At 65.7% G+C, this 18,222-nt stretch carries 15 protein-coding genes and 2 tRNA genes; 5 read left to right on the top strand and 12 right to left on the bottom strand.

Going from position 1 to position 18,222, the window contains the following annotated elements:
- Window positions 1-2 precede the first annotated feature (2 nt).
- The 10 genes from nuoG to M8231_RS06805 are packed head-to-tail and all read right to left on the bottom strand — an operon-like array spanning window position 3 to window position 7,892.
- A complete protein-coding gene (nuoG, locus tag M8231_RS06850; protein ID WP_249750641.1) occupies window positions 3-2,048 on the bottom strand; it encodes an NADH-quinone oxidoreductase subunit NuoG in 2,046 nt (681 codons plus the stop codon).
- Window positions 2,048-2,539: a hypothetical protein gene (locus M8231_RS06845; protein ID WP_249750642.1), complete on the bottom strand. Its 492-nt coding sequence runs from the start codon at window positions 2,537-2,539 to the stop codon at window positions 2,048-2,050. Before M8231_RS06845 ends, nuoG begins: the two co-directional genes overlap by 1 nt.
- Before the next feature lie 2 nt (window positions 2,540-2,541).
- Window positions 2,542-3,855 carry an NADH-quinone oxidoreductase subunit NuoF gene (nuoF, locus tag M8231_RS06840; protein ID WP_249750643.1) on the bottom strand — a complete coding sequence of 438 codons (1,314 nt, stop codon included), beginning with the start codon at window positions 3,853-3,855 and terminating at the stop codon, window positions 2,542-2,544.
- 2 nt (window positions 3,856-3,857) lie between these two features.
- Window positions 3,858-4,088, bottom strand: a complete 231-nt coding sequence (locus M8231_RS06835) for a hypothetical protein (RefSeq protein ID WP_249750644.1) — start codon at window positions 4,086-4,088, stop codon at window positions 3,858-3,860.
- Window positions 4,088-4,357 (bottom strand): hypothetical protein, encoded by a 270-nt coding sequence (locus tag M8231_RS06830; protein WP_250202494.1) that lies wholly within the window; start codon window positions 4,355-4,357, stop codon window positions 4,088-4,090. Before M8231_RS06830 ends, M8231_RS06835 begins: the two co-directional genes overlap by 1 nt.
- Complete coding sequence (gene nuoE, locus M8231_RS06825) at window positions 4,357-5,034, bottom strand: NADH-quinone oxidoreductase subunit NuoE (protein WP_249750646.1); 678 nt, start codon at window positions 5,032-5,034, stop codon at window positions 4,357-4,359. The genes M8231_RS06830 and nuoE overlap by 1 nt, the downstream gene beginning before the upstream one ends.
- Window positions 5,031-6,251 carry an NADH-quinone oxidoreductase subunit D gene (locus M8231_RS06820; RefSeq protein WP_249751997.1) on the bottom strand — a complete coding sequence of 407 codons (1,221 nt, stop codon included), beginning with the start codon at window positions 6,249-6,251 and terminating at the stop codon, window positions 5,031-5,033. The genes nuoE and M8231_RS06820 overlap by 4 nt, the downstream gene beginning before the upstream one ends.
- Window positions 6,252-6,307: 56 nt before the next feature.
- Window positions 6,308-6,937: an NADH-quinone oxidoreductase subunit C gene (locus M8231_RS06815; RefSeq protein WP_250202493.1), complete on the bottom strand. Its 630-nt coding sequence runs from the start codon at window positions 6,935-6,937 to the stop codon at window positions 6,308-6,310.
- A complete protein-coding gene (locus tag M8231_RS06810) occupies window positions 6,934-7,545 on the bottom strand; it encodes a NuoB/complex I 20 kDa subunit family protein (protein ID WP_250202492.1) in 612 nt (203 codons plus the stop codon). The genes M8231_RS06815 and M8231_RS06810 overlap by 4 nt, the downstream gene beginning before the upstream one ends.
- Window positions 7,515-7,892 (bottom strand): NADH-quinone oxidoreductase subunit A, encoded by a 378-nt coding sequence (locus M8231_RS06805; protein WP_201216089.1) that lies wholly within the window; start codon window positions 7,890-7,892, stop codon window positions 7,515-7,517. Before M8231_RS06805 ends, M8231_RS06810 begins: the two co-directional genes overlap by 31 nt.
- A gap of 218 nt (window positions 7,893-8,110) precedes the next feature.
- Here M8231_RS06805 and M8231_RS06800 point away from each other — a divergent pair, with 218 nt between their 5' ends.
- From M8231_RS06800 to M8231_RS06790, 3 genes are all read left to right on the top strand, one after another.
- Window positions 8,111-9,733, top strand: a complete 1,623-nt coding sequence (locus M8231_RS06800; RefSeq protein ID WP_250202491.1) for an AbgT family transporter — start codon at window positions 8,111-8,113, stop codon at window positions 9,731-9,733.
- 97 nt (window positions 9,734-9,830) lie between these two features.
- Window positions 9,831-9,907 (top strand) — tRNA-Asp (locus M8231_RS06795).
- An 82-nt stretch (window positions 9,908-9,989) separates the two neighbouring features.
- Window positions 9,990-10,066 (top strand) — tRNA-Asp (locus tag M8231_RS06790).
- Between the two features lie 85 nt (window positions 10,067-10,151).
- On the opposite strand, the gene M8231_RS06785 is transcribed toward M8231_RS06790, so the two are convergent.
- Window positions 10,152-11,402: a glycosyltransferase gene (locus tag M8231_RS06785; RefSeq protein ID WP_249750648.1), complete on the bottom strand. Its 1,251-nt coding sequence runs from the start codon at window positions 11,400-11,402 to the stop codon at window positions 10,152-10,154.
- Between the two features lie 322 nt (window positions 11,403-11,724).
- On the opposite strand from M8231_RS06785, the gene M8231_RS06780 reads away from it, so the two are divergent.
- On the top strand, window positions 11,725-15,024 hold the full coding sequence (locus M8231_RS06780; protein ID WP_250202490.1) for an autotransporter outer membrane beta-barrel domain-containing protein: 3,300 nt from the start codon (window positions 11,725-11,727) through the stop codon (window positions 15,022-15,024).
- A gap of 218 nt (window positions 15,025-15,242) precedes the next feature.
- Here the strand turns inward: M8231_RS06780 and M8231_RS06775 are convergent, their stop codons facing one another.
- A complete protein-coding gene (locus tag M8231_RS06775; RefSeq protein ID WP_250202489.1) occupies window positions 15,243-16,871 on the bottom strand; it encodes a hypothetical protein in 1,629 nt (542 codons plus the stop codon).
- Window positions 16,872-17,021: 150 nt separating this feature from the next.
- Between M8231_RS06775 and M8231_RS06770 the strand changes: the two genes are divergently transcribed.
- A protein-coding gene (locus M8231_RS06770; protein WP_250201334.1) for an IS3 family transposase occupies window positions 17,022-18,211 on the top strand; the annotation gives its coding sequence in 2 pieces (ribosomal slippage) (window positions 17,022-17,274 and window positions 17,274-18,211; 1,191 coding nt in all).
- Window positions 18,212-18,222: the final 11 nt, after the last annotated feature.

Below are 18,222 nucleotides of genomic sequence, written 5' to 3'. Positions count from 1 at the left end.
ACTTACTCCGCCGCCATCACGACCGGTTGGGTCCGCTGGGCGGACAGCTCGGCCATGGTCGCGCTGGCGCGCGCGATCGGGTTGGAAAGATAGGGGTCGGCGACGACCGAGACGTAGGCGACGTCGCCCAGGTCGCCCTTGGCGCCCAGCGTCGACGGATCGAACGCCGCCGGCGCCGCCAGATAGTCGATCCGGCCGAAGGTCGGATGATCCGCCATCAGCCTGGCCCGCAGCTGCTCCAGCGTGTCGTAGGGCAGCGTCTGGCCGACATAGCCGGACAGGGCGCGGATGACGGCCCAGTCTTCCTTGGCGTCGCCCTTGGGGAAAACGACCCGTTCGGCCATCTGCACCCGGCCCTCGGTGTTGACGTAAAGGCCCGACTTCTCGGTGTAGGCCGCGCCCGGCAGGATGACGTCGGCGCCGTGCGCGCCGCGGTCGCCGTGGCTGCCCAGATAGACGCGGAAGGCGTCCGATCCGGTCGGGTCCACCTCGTCGGCGCCCAGCAGGAACAGCACGTCCAGCGCGCCCGGCTTCAGCATGTCGGCAACCGCCAGGCCGCCCTCGCCCGGCACGAAGCCCATGTCCAGGCCGCCGACGCGCGCGGCGGCGCTATGCAGCACGTTGAAGCCGTTCCAGCCCTCGGTGATCACGCCGACCTTCTTGGCCAGGGCGCCGATGGCGTTCAGGGCGGCCGGACCGGTCTCGCCGCGCAGGGCCCCCGCGCCGACGACGATGGCCGGACGCTGGGCCTTGGTCAGGAAGTCCATCGCCGACTTGGGCGGCTTGGCCAGGGTCTTCGACCCGGCGCCCAGATAGGCGTAGCCATAGGTCAGGTCGACCTGTTCGCCGATCACGCCGACCTCCAGTCCGCCCTTCAGCCAGGCCTTGCGCAGGCGCGCGTTCAGCAGCGGCGCCTCGACGCGCGGATTGACGCCGATCAGCAGAACGGCGTCCGCGTTTTCAATGCCTTGCAGGCCGGAGTTGAACAGCCAGCTCTCACGCGGGCCGTGGCCCAGGGCCGCGCCGTCCTGGCGGCAGTCGGTGTTGGCCGAGCCCAGGGCGCGGAACAGGTCTAGCGTCGCCTTCATGCTCTCGGCGTCCTGCAGGTCGCCGGCGATCACGCCGATACGGTCGGCCGGCGCGGCCTTCAGACGGGCGGCGACGGCGCCCAGGGCCTCGTCCCAGGTCGCAGGACGCAGCTTGCCGTTCTCGCGCAGCCACGGACGGTCCAGCCGGCGCGCGGTCAGGCCGTCGACGACGTAGCGGCTCTTGTCCGACAGCCACTCTTCGTTAATGCCCTCGTGCACGCGCGGCAGCACGCGCATGACCTCGGATCCGCGATAGTCGGCGCGGATGTTCGACCCCAGCGCGTCCATCACGTCGATGGTCTCGGTCTTCTTCAGCTCCCACGGGCGGTAGTGGTACTGCCACGGCCGGTGCGTCAGGGCGCCGACTGGGCACAGGTCGTTGACGTTGCCCGACAGTTCCGAGTCGATGTTCTTTTCCAGATAGGTGGTGATCTCGGCGCTCTCGCCGCGCGAGATCATGCCGATGTCCGGCACGCCCGCCACTTCGGTGATGAAGCGGACGCAGCGCGTGCACTGGATGCAGCGGGTCATGAAGGTCTTGACCGTCGGACCCATGTTCTTTTCTTCGACCGCGCGCTTGTTCTCGGCGTAGCGCGAGCCGTCGCGGCCATAGCCCATGGCCTGGTCCTGCAGGTCGCATTCGCCGCCCTGGTCGCAGATCGGGCAGTCCAGCGGGTGGTTGATGAGCAGGAACTCCATCACCCCTTCGCGGGCCTTCTTCACCATCGGCGTGTCGGTGAAGATCTCCTGGCCCTCGGCGGCCGGCAGGGCGCACGAGGCTTGCGGCTTCGGCGGCCCGGGCTTCACCTCGACCAGGCACATGCGGCAGTTGCCGGCAATCGACAGCCGCTCGTGATAGCAGAAACGCGGAATCTCGTGCCCGGCGCGCTCGGCGACCTGCAGCACGGTCATGCCGGGCTCGAACTCGGTTTCGACGCCGTTGACCTTGGCGATAGGCATCAATGGGCCTCTTCTTCAGCGGGAACGGCCAGTTCGGTCCGTTCCGTCGTCCCGTCAGGGAGAGTCTGGGTGATGGCGACCGCATCGCCGTCCAGGGCGTAGCGGATCACCGGATCGCCGGACTGGTTCATCCAGCGGACCATGGCGGCGTCGGGCAGGCCCAGCGGCATCCACACGACCAGGTCGTTCTCGACGCGGCAGTCGGCGCGCATCCGCCCGCCGTCGACCGGCGCGCGCCACGAGGCGTGGACCACCTCGCCCTCGACGCCGTCGACCGTGACCGCGGACGGTTCCTGGCCGTGGATCGCCGCCAGGCCCGCGCGGCAGACGCGACGCAGGTCGGCGGCGTCCAGCACGCGCGGCGCCGTCTGAACGGCGTCCGACACCGGCGCCTCGGCCGCGACCTTTTCCGCCGGCGTCGGCGCGGCTTCGCGCTCGCCGCAGGCGGCGAGAGCGAAAGCTCCGATCACGATGGCGGACGACAGGCGCATCATCACTCCGCGGCGATCGCGTGGCCGGCGAAGTTGGCGCGGCGCGACCGGTAGGTGGCGATGCGCTCTTCGATCTCGTGGCGGAAGTGACGGATCAGGCCCTGGACCGGCCAGGCGGCCGCGTCGCCCAGGGCGCAGATGGTGTGGCCCTCGACCTGGCCGGCGACGTCCAGCAGCAGGTCGATCTCCGACGGATCGGCCTCGCCCACGGCCATCCGCTCCAGCACGCGCCACATCCAGCCGGTGCCTTCGCGGCACGGCGTGCACTGGCCGCAGCTCTCGTGCTTGAAGAAGTAGCTGATGCGGGCGATCGCCTTCACGATGTCGGTGGACTCGTCCATCACCGTCACCCCGGCGGTGCCCAGCGACGAGCGCACCTCGCGCATGGAATCGAAGTCCATCAGCACGGTCTCGGCCTGCTCGCGCGTGATGACCGGGCAGGAGGCGCCGCCGGGGATGATGGCCTTCAGATTGCCCCAGCCGCCGCGAACGCCGCCGCCGTGATCTTCGATCAGCTGGCGCAGCGGGATCGACATCGCCTCCTCGACCACGCAGGGCGTGTTCACGTGGCCCGACAGCGACATCAGCTTGGTGCCGGTGTTGTTCGGACGGCCGAAGCCGGCGAACCAGTCGGCCCCGCGACGCAGGATGGTGCCGACGACGGCGATCGACTCGACGTTGTTCACCGTGGTCGGGCAGCCGTACAAGCCCGCGCCGGCCGGGAACGGCGGCTTCAGGCGCGGCTGGCCCTTCTTGCCTTCCAGCGATTCCAGCAGGGCCGTCTCTTCGCCGCAGATATAGGCGCCGCCGCCGTGGTGGATATAGACGTCGAAATCCCAGCCGTGGACGTTGTCCTTGCCGATCAGGCGGGCCTCATAGGCCTGCTTGACCGCCGCCTCCATCCGCTCGCGTTCCAGCACGTATTCGCCGCGCAGATAGATGTAGCAGGCGTGGGCCTGCATGGCGAAGCTGGCGATCAGGCAGCCTTCGATCAGCAGCTGGGGATCATGGCGCATGATCTCCCGGTCCTTGCAGGTCGCGGGCTCGGATTCGTCGGCGTTGACGACCAGGTAGTGAGGACGGTCCTTCACCTCCTTGGGCATGAACGACCACTTCAGGCCGGTGGAGAAGCCCGCGCCGCCCCGGCCGCGCAGGCCGGACGCCTTGACGTTGTCGATGATCCAGTCGCGGCCAAGGTCCAGCATGTCCTTGGTGGCGTTCCAGGCCCCGCGGTTCTTCGCCCCCTCCAGCGTCCAGTCCTGGAAGCCGTACAGGTTGGTGAAGATCCGGTCCTTGTCTTCGAGGAGTCCGACCATGGTCAGTTCCGATCTCCGCCCTGGCGCTCGGCCTGGGCCATCTTGTTGCGCGCCCACAGCGCGAGGGCGACGCCCATGGCCGAGACCAGAAGTCCCACCGGCGTCATGATCTCGGGGCCGGCCTCAAGCACGCCGGCGAAGCCGATCGCGACCAGCCCAAGGCCCAGCACCACATCGATCAGGCCGATGTAGCTCATCATCTTGTAATCGGCGGCTTTCGGCGTCTTGGCCATCACAACCCCTCCGCCAGACGGCGCTTGTGGTGACGGGTGCGGATGAAGACGGCGGCGATCCACAGGGCCCAGCCGGCGGCCAGCAGCCCGTAGGCGACCGTCACGGCGGCTTCGCCCATCCCGAACAGGTTCTGGCGCGCGGCCAGGATGACGGCGGCGGCCAGCACGATCAGGCCCAGCCCGCCCCAGCGGATCGGCCAGGCCACGCGGCGAAGTTCGCGCCGGTAGGCGGCCCTGCCCTCTTCGGTGTTCAGGTCCGGTCGCGACATCAGGCCGGCGCCTTCTCGGCCGGGGCCGGATCGCTGTTCGGCAGCTTGGTGATCGGCTTGGCGGCCGAGCCGTCGTAGAGCGTCGGATCCAGCAGGGTCTTGGCCCCGCCGGCCGGCGCCGCATTGGTGCGACCGATGTAGGACCCGCGCTCGGGCGTCTTGCCGGCGGCGAAGTCGTCGATGATCTGACCGATCGTCTCGGGCGTCAGGTCTTCGAAATAGTAGTCGTTGATCTGCGCCATCGGGGCGTTCGAGCAGGCGCCCAGGCATTCGACTTCCTGCCAGGTGAAGCGGCCGTCGGCGGACAGATGGTCCTTGGGGCCGATCTTTTCCTTGCACACCTTCATCAGGTCGTTCGCGCCGCGCAGCATGCACGGCGTGGTGCCGCACACCTGGATCAGCGCGGTCGTGCCGACCGGCTCCAGCATGAACATGGTGTAGAAGGTCGCGACCTCCAGCACCCGGATGAACGGCATCCCCAGCAGTTCGGCCACGGCGCGGATAGCGGGCTCGGAGACCCAGCCTTCCTGCTTCTGCACCAGCCACAGGACCGGGATCACCGCCGACTGGCGACGGTTTTCCGGGTATTTCTTCAACCACCATTCGGCCTTGGCCGCAGTGTCGGCCGAAAAGGCGAACGAGGCCGGTTGGTCCTTGGCGAGACGACGAACGCTCATCGGTCCACCTCTCCGAAAACGATGTCGAGCGAACCCAGTATGGCGGACACGTCGGCCAGCTGGTGGCCCCGGTTCATCCAGTCCATCGCCTGCAGGTGGCGGAAACCCGGGGCCGAGATCTTCACGCGATAGGGTTTGTTGGTGCCGTCGGACACCAGATAGATGCCGAACTCGCCCTTGGGCGCCTCGACCGAGGCGTAGACCTCGCCCTCGGGCGTCGAAAAGCCCTCGGTGTAGAGCTTGAAGTGATGGATCAGCGATTCCATCGAGCGCTTCATCTCGCCACGACGCGGCGGGACGATCTTGTTGTTCTCGATCATCACCGGCTCGCCGGGGCAGTTGCGCAGCTTGTGGATGCACTGCTCCATGATGCGGACCGACTGCTTCATCTCCTCGATGCGGCAGAGATAGCGGTCCCAGCAGTCGCCGTTCTTGCCGACCGGCACGTCGAACTCCAGCTCGGCGTAGCACTCGTACGGCTGCGACTTGCGCAGGTCCCAGGCGATGTCCGACCCGCGCAGCATCACGCCCGAGAAGCCCCAGGCCAGGGCCTGTTCCTTGGACACCACGCCGATGTCGACGTTGCGCTGCTTGAAGATGCGGTTCTCGGTGACCAGGCTCTCGATGTCCTTCAGCGCCGCCGGGAACTCCTGGCACCAGCGGCCGATGTCGTCGATCAGGTCCATCGGCAGATCCTGATGGACGCCGCCGGGGCGGAAGTAATTGGCGTGCAGGCGCGCCCCGCAGGCGCGCTCATAGAACACCATCAGCTTCTCGCGCTCTTCGTGGCCCCACAACGGCGGGGTCAGGGCGCCGACGTCCATGGCCTGCATGGTCGCGTTCAGCAGGTGGTTCCCGATGCGTCCGATCTCGGAATACAGCACCCGGATCAGCTGGGCGCGGTACGGAACCTCGATGCCCAGAAGCTTCTCGATCGCCAGGCAGAAGGCGTGCTCCTGGTTCATCGGTGCGACGTAGTCCAGCCGGTCCAGGTAGGGCACGTTCTGCAGATAGGTGCGCGCCTCCATCAGCTTCTCGGTGCCGCGGTGCAGCAGGCCGATGTGCGGATCGACGCGTTCGACGATCTCGCCGTCCAGCTCCAGCACCAGGCGCAGAACGCCGTGCGCGGCCGGGTGCTGCGGGCCGAAGTTGATGGTGAACTTGCGGTCGTCCATGTCCCGGGCGTGCGGCGTCCGGGGATCGGCGTCGTGGTCCATCTCGCCCCAGGGGTCGATGGCCGGCGAGACCGGCGGGTTTTCGGCTACGTCCGCCATCAGCCCTTCACTCCAGCCTTTTCGTCGCCGGGCAGCACGGGCGCCGGATACTCGGCGCCTTCCCACGGCGACAGGAAATCGAACGTGCGAAATTCCTGCGTCAGCTTGACGGGTTCGTACACGACGCGCTTCTGCTCCTCGTCGTAACGGACCTCGACATAGCCCGTCATCGGGAAGTCCTTGCGCAGCGGATGTCCCTCGAAGCCGTAGTCGGTCAGCAGGCGGCGCATGTCGGGGTGGCCCTCGAACACCATGCCGTACATGTCGTAGGCCTCGCGCTCGAACCAGCCGGCCGAGGGATAGACTTCGATGACGGTCGGCACGGGCTGGGCCTCGTCGGTCGTCACCTTGACGCGCACCCGCGCGTTCTTGGTCAGCGACAGCAGGTGATAGACCACCTCGAACCGCTCCTGGCGATCCGGATAGTCCGCGCCGCAGACGTCCAGCAGCTGCTGGAACTGGAACCGGTCGCGCAGCGCGGTCAGCACCTCGACGATGCGCTCGCGCGGGGCGACCAGCGTCAGTTCGCCGAACGCCACCTGCGCCTCGACGCCCAGCGCGCCCACCACCTCGGCGCCCAGCGGGGTCAGCACGGCCTCATGTTGAGCCTGAACGGCGAGAGAGGTCATCGCTCGATCGTCCCCGTGCGACGGATCTTCTTCTGCAGCTGCAGCAGGCCGTACAGCAGCGCCTCCGCTGTCGGCGGGCACCCGGGCACATAGACGTCCACCGGCACGACCCGATCGCAGCCGCGAACGACGCTGTAGCTGTAGTGGTAGTAGCCGCCGCCGTTGGCGCAGCTGCCCATCGACACGACGTAGCGCGGATCGGGCATCTGGTCATAGACCTTGCGGATGGCCGGGGCCATCTTGTTGGTCAGGGTGCCGGCGACGATCATCAGGTCCGAGTGGCGCGGGCTGCCGCGCGGGGCCATGCCGAAGCGCTCCACGTCGAAGCGCGGCATCGACATCTGGATCATCTCGACGGCGCAGCAGGCGAGACCAAAGGTCATCCACATCAGGGAGCCCGTGCGGGCCCAGGTGATGACGTCGTCCAGCGACGCCGTCAGGAAGCCCCGCTCGCCAAGCTCGGTGTTGACCGCCTCGAAGAACTTGTCGTGGACCTTGGGATCGTACCCCTCGACCATCGAACGCGCGGCCGAGCCGGCGGGAACAGCGGCGCCGGGAAGCGGCGACGAAGGCGCGATCACTCCCATTCCAGGGCTCCCTTCTTCCATTCGTAGATGAAGCCGATGGTCAGGACGCCCAGGAAGACCATCATCGACCAGAAGGCGAACACCATGCCGGCCTGCGGCAGGTCGAACATTGACACCGCCCACGGGAACAGGAAGGCCACTTCCAGGTCGAAGATGATGAACAGGATCGACACCAGATAGAAGCGGACGTCGAACTTCATGCGCGCGTCGTCGAAGGCGTTGAACCCGCACTCATAGGCCGACAGCTTCTCGCTGTCGGGGTTCTTCGGCGCCAGCAGCATCGGCAGGGCGATGAAGAGCACCGAAATCAGCGCCGCGATGCCGGCGAAGATCAGCACCGGCAGATATTCGAGCAGAAATGCGTTCATGCGAAGAACCTCGCCCGCCGGGGAGAGGCGGGATTCGGCGCTTCTTAGACCCAACCTCCGCGAGGTTCAAACCCCGGAAGGGCCTAAGGTTTTGTTGAGAACGGATCGCAAATTCAACGGGTGATGACCTGCGCCATATGTCGCAGCAAGGCTTCTTGCGGAGCGGCGCCGCGCCGCGCCCTATTGAGGCGTCTGATCCGTAACAGAAAGTCATCCGAATGAGCCTGGCCGGTCGCGCCCTGAACGCCGTCGAGCGCATCGGCAATCGCCTGCCCGATCCTGTCTTCCTGTTTCTGTGGCTGATCGCCGGACTGATCGCGCTCAGCCTTGTGGGCGCCGGCCTGGGATGGTCGGCCGTCAATCCCGTCACGGGCGACCGGCTGGTGGCGCAGAGCCTGCTGTCGTCGGAAGATCTGGAGCGTCTGATCATCGGCATGCCGCGCACCCTGGCGGACTTCCCGCCGCTGGCGATCGTCGTCACCATCATCTACGGCGCGTCGGTGGCGGAGCGGACCGGCCTGTTCACCACGGCGATCCGCGGCGCGCTGCTGAATGCGCCCAAGGCCCTGTTGACGCCGATCGTGGTGATCGTGGGGATGATGTCGCACCATGCGTCGGACGCCTCCTACGTCGTGGTCATTCCGCTGGCGGCGGTGATGTTCGCCGCGGCGGGCCGGCATCCCCTCGCCGGGCTGGCGGCCGGTTTCGCCGCGGTGTCGGGCGGCTACGCCGGCAATCTGTTTCCCGGCTCGCAGGACGCGCTGATCCTGGGCATCACGGAGCCCGCGGCGCGGCTGATCGACCCCAGCTATTCGGTCAACATCGCCGGCAACTGGTTCTTCATCATCGGGGTGGTGCTGATCTTCACCCCCATCGTCTGGTTCATCACCGATCGGGTGATCGAGCCGCGTCTGGGACGCTGGACCCCGGCGTCCGGGTCTCAGGCCCCCGCGTCCGATTCCGAGAAGGCCCCGCTGACGCCCGAGCAGAAAAAGGGCCTGGCCTGGGCGGGCCTGGCCATCCTGGGCATGATCGCGCTGTGGACGACGCTGACGCTGATCCCCGGATCACCCTTCGTCGACGCCGAGGCGGAGCCCGGTCAGACCTTCAACCCGCTCTATCGCTCGCTGATCGCCTTCTTCGCCGTGACCTTCTTCGTCGCCGGCGGCGCCTATGGGGCGGGCGCCGGCACCGTGAAGTCGCACCGCGACATGGTCCGCATGATGGGCGAAGGCATATCGCAACTGGCGCCGTATATCGTGCTGGCCTTCTTCGCCGCGCACTTCGTGGCGATGATCAACTGGTCGGGCCTGGGGCCGATCCTGGCGGTCAACGCGGCCGACGCCCTTGAGGACATCGCCCTGCCCGCGCCGCTGCTTCTGATCGTGGTGGTGCTGGTCAGCTGCGTGTTCGACCTGTTCATCGGCTCGGCCTCGGCCAAGTGGTCGGCGCTGGCCCCGATCGTGGTGCCCATGTTCATGCTGCTGGGCATCTCGCCAGAGATGACGACCGCCGCCTATCGGATGGGTGATTCGGTGACCAACATCGCCACGCCGCTGATGAGCTATTTCCCGCTGATCCTGACGTTCGCCCAGCGGTGGGATCCGCGATTCGGGCTGGGCTCCCTGATGGCGACCATGCTGCCCTACGCCGGGGCCTTCCTGGCGGCGGGGCTTCTGATGGTTGCGGCCTGGGTGGCGCTGGACCTGCCGCTGGGGCCGGGCGTGGGCGTGCATTACGAGCCGCCGCCGCCCGCCGTGGCCGCGCAGGAGCCGATTTCCGGCGGCGTCGCCGGTCCGCACAGCCCGCCTCAGCCGGCCGCCGCGCCGACGATGCGGTGAGGCGTTCACTTCTGCCGAAAAGGTCGCTTGACGCGCCCGGTCGGTCCGCCTAAACGACGCCCCTCGCCGAGGCGCACAGCCGCTTCGGCCGGGAAACGCGGGTGTAGCTCAGTTGGTTAGAGTGCCGGCCTGTCACGCCGGAGGTCGCGGGTTCGAGCCCCGTCACTCGCGCCACTTCTTCTAGGAATAGAGGGAGTGGCGCACCGCCTTCCCAAGAACAGCTTTCGGAACAGCTCAAAAGTTTCGACCTGGATACGCGGGTGTAGCTCAGTTGGTTAGAGTGCCGGCCTGTCACGCCGGAGGTCGCGGGTTCGAGCCCCGTCACTCGCGCCACTCCTGATGCACAGAGAGTGGCGCCCCGCCCGTCCCTTCATCCCGAACAGCGCGGTCGGCGGCAAAGCGCGACCGCCCGGACGCGTCAGTGGACCGGGCGATCACCCGTGCGCGCCAGGAAGCCGGGCTCGCCCGTCAGGCCGCCGTAGAAGTCGCACAGATCCTCGAACACCCGGTTCCAGGCGAACTGGGTCTCGGCCTTCAGGCGCGCCGCGCGGCCGATAGCCTCGATATCGCGCGTGAACAGGGCCTCGACCGCCTCGGCGTAGTCGTCGGCGTCCGCGCGGGCGGCCAGTTGGCCGACCGAATCGTCCACCGTCTCGGCCACGCCGCCGGAGTTGACGCCGACCACGGGACGGCCGCAGGCCATGGCCTCCAACACGATGAGGCCGAACGGCTCCTTGTCGTTGGCGTGGACGAAGGCGTCGCAGCTGGCGATGATCTTGGCGACGGCCCGAGGGTCCTTCTCATAGGGCAGCGAGATGACACGGTCCTCCGCCGGCATTCCCGACCCGGCGCCGACCAGCACGAGGTGATACGGCGCGCCCAACTTCTGGACCGCGTCGATCAGGACTTCGACGTTCTTCTCCTTGGCGGGACGACCAGCGAAGCACAGCAGGCGGGCGTCCGGGCCCAGGCCCAGCCTGTCCAGAAGCCACTGGCGGTCGCGGCGGTCCGGTCGGAAGGTGTCGATCTCCACCCCCAGGGGCCGGATGAAGATGTTCTCGATGCCGGCCTCTTCCAGGCGCCGGGCGATGTAGCGGCTGGGCGAGACCACGCGGTCGAACTGCGAAAAAAGGCGCGCCCAGCGTTTCTCGACCGGCTTCTTGGCCCATTCGCCGAAATGAAGCGCGGCGAGCGCCGCGGGGTCGGAGTGACAGAAGCCGACGACGGGGCAACCCACGCGCTGGCCCGCCTCGAGCGCGCCCTGACCGGGCGTGTAGGGATCGCCCGCTTCGATGATCGACGGCTTCATGGCCGCGACCCACGCGCTCCATCGCTTGACCGAGTTCGGCCAGCGATAGCCGTCGCTGAACGGCAGCTTTGTGGCCCGGAGCCTGATGATCCCGTCCCCGCCCGCCCGGTGGCGCGCGCCCGGCACGATCAGCGAGTGCGCCACGTCCGGCCGGTTCGCCTCGATCCACGCCTTCTTCGACAGGAGGTAGCGCTTCACCCCGCCAGAGCGCGGGGCGAACAGCATGGTGGTGTCCACCAGCCGCGGCCGCTCGTCTTGCGTCGACGCCTTCAGCGCGCGCAGCGTCTCGGCCACCTCGACGTCCAGGCCGGGAATCAGCCGGATTTCGCTTTCCTGCACTTCGAGGTCGGTCAGGGTCATGGGGGTGTTCTCGCTTGGCCTGGCCCCACGAACGCGACGCGAAGGGCTTTGGATGCGTTTCGCGGTTACGCGCTTGACCATGGCCGCCCGTAAACCTCGTCGCGGCAAAGCTCAAGCGGAATGCCGCGCGATAACCTCCGCACACGACGCAAACACCCGCAAGTCGTCGGCGTCGGCGAACGCCGGTCGCGCCGGCCCGGCGCCGCCCCACCCTCAGCGCCTTGCATTCGCCTCAAATTCGATAAACTTGGAAACACTGGAGAGAGGTCTGCTAAGAGGGCCTCCAATCCGTCCGTGCGTGACCACCAGGGGTTTCTTTCGAATGCGTATTCTGCTCGCGACCGCCGTGGCGATCGCCCCCTTGATGATCGCCGCCGGCGCCGAAGCCCAGGTCGTGATCTCTAACGAGCGCACCACGCCGATCAGCACGTCGACCGCCAACAACGGCGCGGCCTCCGACATCCGGATCGGCAGCGGGGGGAACGTCAAGGTGACGACGGGCGCGGCCGTGACCGTCGACTCGGACGATGATCTCGACATCGATTCCGGCGGGTCGATCACCATGACCGAAGCGGCCGACGGCGCCACGGGCGTGCTGGTCCAGGGCGGCACAAGCGGCTCGGTCACGATCGGGGGCCGGGTAAACGTGACTGACTCGCTCGAGTCCGAGGACTTCAAGGATGAGGACAAGGACGGCGACCTAGACGGTCCTTTTGCTGCGGGGACCGACCGGCATGGCGTCCGCATTCAAGGCTCGTCCCCCTATGTCGGCGACATCTTGGTGGAATCTGGCGGGTCGGTCACCGTTGAAGGCAATCAGAGCTACGGTCTGCGCATCCAATCAGGCCTCGACGGTTCATTGACGAACTTGGGCGCCGTGGCTGTGGTTGGGAACGATTCCTATGGAATTCGGGTCCAGGGCGACGTGTCGGACAATGTGGTCGTGGCGGGAACGGTATCGGCGGTCGGAGAAAACAGCCGTGGCGTGTCAGTGGAAGGCGACGTAGGCGGCTCCCTCGTCATCCATTCGCAGGTCAGCGCGACCGGCTATCGGTATACCACTCCGCCGTCGGCTCGTCCCGAAGGCGGAGAATCGAGCGGCGGGGGGCTTTATCTTGAAGATCTCGACGCCGACGATTTGCTTCAAGGCGGGCCTGCATTCTCCGTCCAAGGTGACGTGGCCGGGGGCGTGATTCTCGCCAATGCTCCCGCTTATGAGAGCGCGGATGGCGCTGACGGCGACGATGATGGCGACGGCGTCAAGAACGGCGACGAGGATGACGACGGCGACGGCGTCATCAACCGCGAAGACACCGATCGCGACGGCGATGGGATTCCCGATACAAGCGAGACCAACGCCAACATCACCTCTATCGGCGGCGCGCCGGCCATGGTGGTCGGTTCGACCGAACGTAGCGTTACGCTGGGCATGGTCGGCGAGGACGACCAAGCTTTTGGTTTCATTAACGGCGGGACAATCACCGGCGTCGGCACCTACGCCGGTGTCGCCGCTCACGGTCTTCAGTTTGGCGTCGAAGGCGGTCAGGCTGTCACGGTCGAAGGCGGTGTTAGAAATATTGGCTCGATCGCAACGGGCGCGGTCGATGCAGATTCCACGGCGTTGCAGTTTCTTGATAACGTTTCGACACCGATATTGCAGAACGAACGTACCATTCAGGCCGGCGCATCCACCGATGGCGCACACACGGCGACAGCGGTTCTGATTTCGGAGGGAGCCAACCTTCCTGCATTGAATAACTCCGGGGTTATTTCCGCAGGCATCGGCGGAAATCACGGTGACGCGGTCGCGGTCCGAGATTTGTCAGGCACGCTAACCTCCTTTACGAACAGTGGAACAATCACAGCGGCCGTCACGGCCAACCCTGACGACGATACGCAGGTTGACGGGTCCGCCGTCGCCATCGACTTGTCGGCCAACACAGCCGGCGTCACGATCCGTCAGTTCGGAGTGCTCGCGGACGAAGACAGCACCCTGCCCGACACGGATGGCGACGGCGTCTCCGATATCAACGAACCATCGATCCGAGGAGATATGCTGCTGGGATCCGGGGACGATAGCGTGTCTATCGAAAACGGGACCCTCACGGGCAATCTCTCGTTCGGCGTCGGCGCAGATTCTTTGGCGATATCAGGGGGCGCATACGTCGTCGGCGCGATTACTGACGCGGATGGACGCCTCGACATCACTGTCGGCGACGGCACGTTGTTCGCGTCTCAGACAAGCTCGACGAATATTTCGAACCTATCCGTCGGCGCCGACGGGACCCTGTTGTTCAATGTCGATCCGGCGGCCGATGCGGCCGGCGGTTTCAATGTGTCGGGCGCGGCGAACGTCGCGACGGGTGCCTCTCTGGGCGTGCGCTTCGCCTCGCTGCTGGATGAGCCCGAGCGCTTCACGCTGCTGACCGCCGGCGAACTCAACGTCGGCGAGCTGGACCAGACCCTTCTGGAACAGAATTCGCCCTATCTGTACGTGGTCGAGGCCGGGGTCGACCAGGGCGCGGGCCAGCTCTACGTGGACGCGCGTCGCCGCACCGCCGAAGAGGCCGGCCTGATCCGGGTGGAGGCGTCCGCCTTCGACGCGATCTACGCCGCCCTTGGCGATAATGAGACGCTCCAGAACCTCTTCCTTGGACAGACCTCCCGCGACGACTTCATCGACGTGTACGAGCAGATGCTGCCCGATCACTCGGGCGGTCCGCTGATGTCGCTGTCGGCGGGCGTCGACGCCGTGACGCGGGCGCTGACGGGTCGAAACGCCTCGGCCGCGCCGGGCGAGACCAGCGCCTGGGTGCAGGAGATCAACTTCTACGCCGACAAGGACAAGACGGAGTCCTATGGATTCCGTTCCGAGGGCTTCGGGGTGGCCGGCGGCGTCGAGCGAGGCAGCAGCCTGGGCGCCTTCGGCGTCTCGGTCGCCTTCACCTCGTCCGACATCGAGGATCCCGAGGCCGAGGCCGAGGAAATCCTGTCGGCCAACCTGCTGGAACTGGGCCTCTACTGGCGCGCCCAGGGCCAGTACTGGACGACCTGGGCGCGCGCGGCCGGCGGCTACGCCAGCTTCAGCGCCGATCGTTCCCTGGTGGCGGACGGGGTCTATCTGAACAATACCTCCGACTGGCACGGCTGGACGGCCGCGGCCGCCGGGGGCGCCTCCTACGAGCGGAACTTCGGCCGCCTGAACGTCCGACCGGAGATCTACGCGGAGTATTTCCGCCTGTCGGAAGACGCCCGCAGCGAAACCGGAGGCGGCGACGGCTTCGACCTGGATATCGACGGCCGCGACAGCCACATCTTCTCGGCGGTCGCGGCGATGAACGTCGGCTACGGCTTCGGTCGGAACGGCTGGATCCGGCCTGAGCTGCGCGTCGGCTATCGCCAGAACATCTCGGTCGACGCCGGCGAGACTATCGCCCGCTTCGCCAGCGGCGGCCCCGACTTCATCCTGACCCCCGACGCGATCGAGGGCGGCGGACCGATCCTGGGCTTCCGCCTGAACGTCGGCAACGAGCTGGGCATGCTGTCGATCACCGGCGACGCCGAACTGCTCGAGGACTACGTCCGCTATTCCCTGCTGCTGCGGGCCAGCTTCCGGTTCTGAGGCCAAGCCTGCAGAGAAACGAAGGGCCGCCGGAGCGATCCGGCGGCCCTTTCGGCGTCTGGTGGGCGGCGAGGGGTTCGAACCCCCGACCCCCTCGGTGTAAACAAGGTGGACGGACCGCAGATGCCCGCACTGCCTCAATCGAGATGTCGCTAGTTTCTGGATTCGTTCTCGCTAATGGAACGAAATTCCGGGAAATTTCTGGGGACTCGCAATATCTAGACGCCCCTCGTCTTAAAGAACCAGAGAGGTGAACGCCTGACCCGTCCCTTTATGGATCGACGGACGAATGCCGCCGAAGTCGCAACAAGACCAAACGCCGTGATCAGAGCGCCCCACCGAACCGTGTCGCTCGCGAACTCCCATCTGGTACGGTTGAGCCTTTGGCCGCTTTGGGCGAGCGCCGAAGCTTCCCCGCTGACACGTAGAGCTTTATCCGGCCCCAGAAAGACATCGAAATCGCCGACGGCGAATAGTCGGTCGATACCGCCAGACATTTGAAGACCGTACACACTCACATCGCGCACCGCTCCGCTGGTACCAATATAGTCAGCGTCTCCGAAATCTGAACCCGCGCGCATTTCGAGCAGAGAGGCCTGAATCATCCCGTTCGTCTCAACAACGCTTAGAGACGAAGTTGTTGATGCATACGGGGAGTCCGGTTCCGGCGTTAGGCGAAAAAATAATCCTCCTGCAAGACTAGACGTGCTGATCATCGCCGGCTGGCCATGCGATGTCGTATCGAGATTTTCACTCGGCACCAGTTGCGAGCACTTGAGCTTGTCTTTTGGGTTCACACCACCCTTCGGACTGAGCACTGCCGCCACGGGCTTCCCGTCCACCGAGAAACTCAGACGCTGTGGCTGAGGAGATACGGCACCCTCATCACCAAATGTCAGCAGGATTGCCGAAACCAGAATTTCAACGGTGTCCGATGCCTCGATCTCTAGGCGATCAAGCGGTCTCGCGGAGCTGAATATATCTAGACCCCCCGTGTCATTAGGGGAAACCGACAGATAAGCTATTTCACTTATGACACTCCATAATTTATAATCTTTTGGGGATCTTATGCTAATGAAGCTGGTGCCATTATCTACTGAAAGTGAGCTTACTCCTAGCATTGTCATAGCAGGAGGTTCAGTTAGGCTTGGATTCATTCCCCCGGCGCAGCCGTCCAGAGCGTATACCTCTAGCTTGGTTTTGCTCCCCCTACCGGTTTGGAGCCAAGCTATCTTCCCGGCCTCATGAGGGCTCGAAATCTCGACCTCTTTCGACTTTGCTCCTGTTGGCACAGCACTGAAACGATTGGTGTATGATGGCTCGTTCTCGTCGGGCGAGCGGACCTTAGCTCTCACCCATCCATCAAATGGCAGAGGCACAGCCATTTCGAGTGGCGCTTGAAGTGGTCGATAGAACACAATCAGCAACATTAGGCTTAATAGGGAAATTAGGAATCCTATTGCTAGTATTGCCCCTCCTATTAACACCTTGTATGTGGCTCTACCTAATGAAGACCTCGACAGTCGTATTATGATCGCAGCAAAAAGATAATATACCATCGACACAAACACGCCACCGGCTATGTTTGCGACTGCACTGGCTAAGAAGTTTACCTCCTGCTCGCTGCTAATTAGTACGACGAAATCGTATACTGTGTAGGCGAATGCGAAAGTGGTTCCAGCGCCGATCGCCCATCCATGACAAGTATTGGCGCGGAGAGCTACGGCTGCCGTCAATATGGCGATGGCTAAGGCAACAAAACTGATGCTTTCGATGAACCAGTCGGCCAAAGATGGGAAGCGGGCGAGTTGATCTGGATAAATCGTATCGTAGATCGTCGGCGCCACACTCGTAGCCAGGGGCAAAGTGTGCATTTGCCAGTAAGGGCCGACGGCGGCGATTAGCAGGGTGGACAGGACCAGCGGCAACCCGACTGACGTGACCCCCTGAAACTCCTCCAGGAATAGCTAGAGTCCGCCCAACGAAGGACGGACAGAATGAAGCGATCGAGGTTCACGGAAGAGCAGATCATCGGGATCCTGTGGGAGCAGGAGGCCGGTGTAGCGACGGCGGAGGTGTGCCGACGCCACGGGGTCAGCTCGGCGACCTTTTACAAATGGAAGGCCAAGTTTGGCGGGCTCAACGTGTCGGAGGCTCGGCGGCTCAAGGCGCTCGAGGATGAGAACGCCCGGCTGAAGCGGATGCTGGCGGACGCGATGCTGGACAACGTGGCCCTGAAGGACCTGCTGGGAAAAAAGTGGTGACGCCCGCCGGCTATCGCGAGGCGGCTGGCCATCTGCAGGCCGCCTACGAGATGAGCGAAAGGCGGGCGTGCCGTGTGCTGGGCGTCGATCGGACGAGCGTGCGCTATCAGGCGACGCGCCCGGACGACGGCGCTCTGCGCGACCGGCTGAAGGCCCTGGCCCAGGACCGTCGACGGTTCGGCTATCGTCGCCTGCACGTGCTGCTGCGGCGCGAGGGCCATGCGGTCAACAGGAAGCGGGTCCAGCGGATCTATCGCGAGGAGCAACTGACGGTGCGCCGGCGCGGCGGCCGGAAGCGAGCGATGGGCCCGCGGCGACCGCTGGACCTGCCGCTGGCGCCCAACCAGCGCTGGTCGCTGGACTTCGTCGCAGACCAGATGACGGACGGGCGGCGCTTCCGCATCCTGACGGTGATCGATAACTGCACGCGCGAGTGCCTGGCGCTGGTGGCCGACACCTCGCTGTCGGGCGCGCGGGTCGTGCGGGAGTTGGACGCCGTCATCCGGCAGCGAGGGCGGCCCGACACCATCGTCAGCGACAACGGCACGGAGTACACCTCGAACGCGGTCCTGGCCTGGGCCGACGACACCGGCGTCGGCTGGCACTACATCGCGCCGGGCAAGCCCCAGCAGAACGGCTTCAACGAAAGCTTCAACGGGCGGCTGCGTGACGAGCTGCTGAACGAGACGCTGTTCCGCTCGCTGCCGCACGCTCGCGCCGTGCTGGAGGCGTGGCGACGCGATTACAACGAGCAGCGTCCGCACTCGAAGCTCGGGTGGCTGACGCCGCAGGCTTATGCAGAAGCGCTCACCGGACACATCGGCCGGCCTGCTGCGCTGGTTGGAGGCTGCGCTGACCGGCCTCTTGCCAACCCAGCCGATCACAGCTCAGATCAACCTAGGACTCTCGTTATGGCTGGATGAGAAACGGGGGT

Source organism: Brevundimonas albigilva (assembly GCF_023573565.1).
GTDB classification, from domain to species: Bacteria; Pseudomonadota; Alphaproteobacteria; order Caulobacterales; family Caulobacteraceae; genus Brevundimonas; species Brevundimonas albigilva.
The sequence above is the reverse complement of the archived record's forward strand: the minus strand, read 5'-3'. Positions and strand labels throughout refer to the sequence as shown.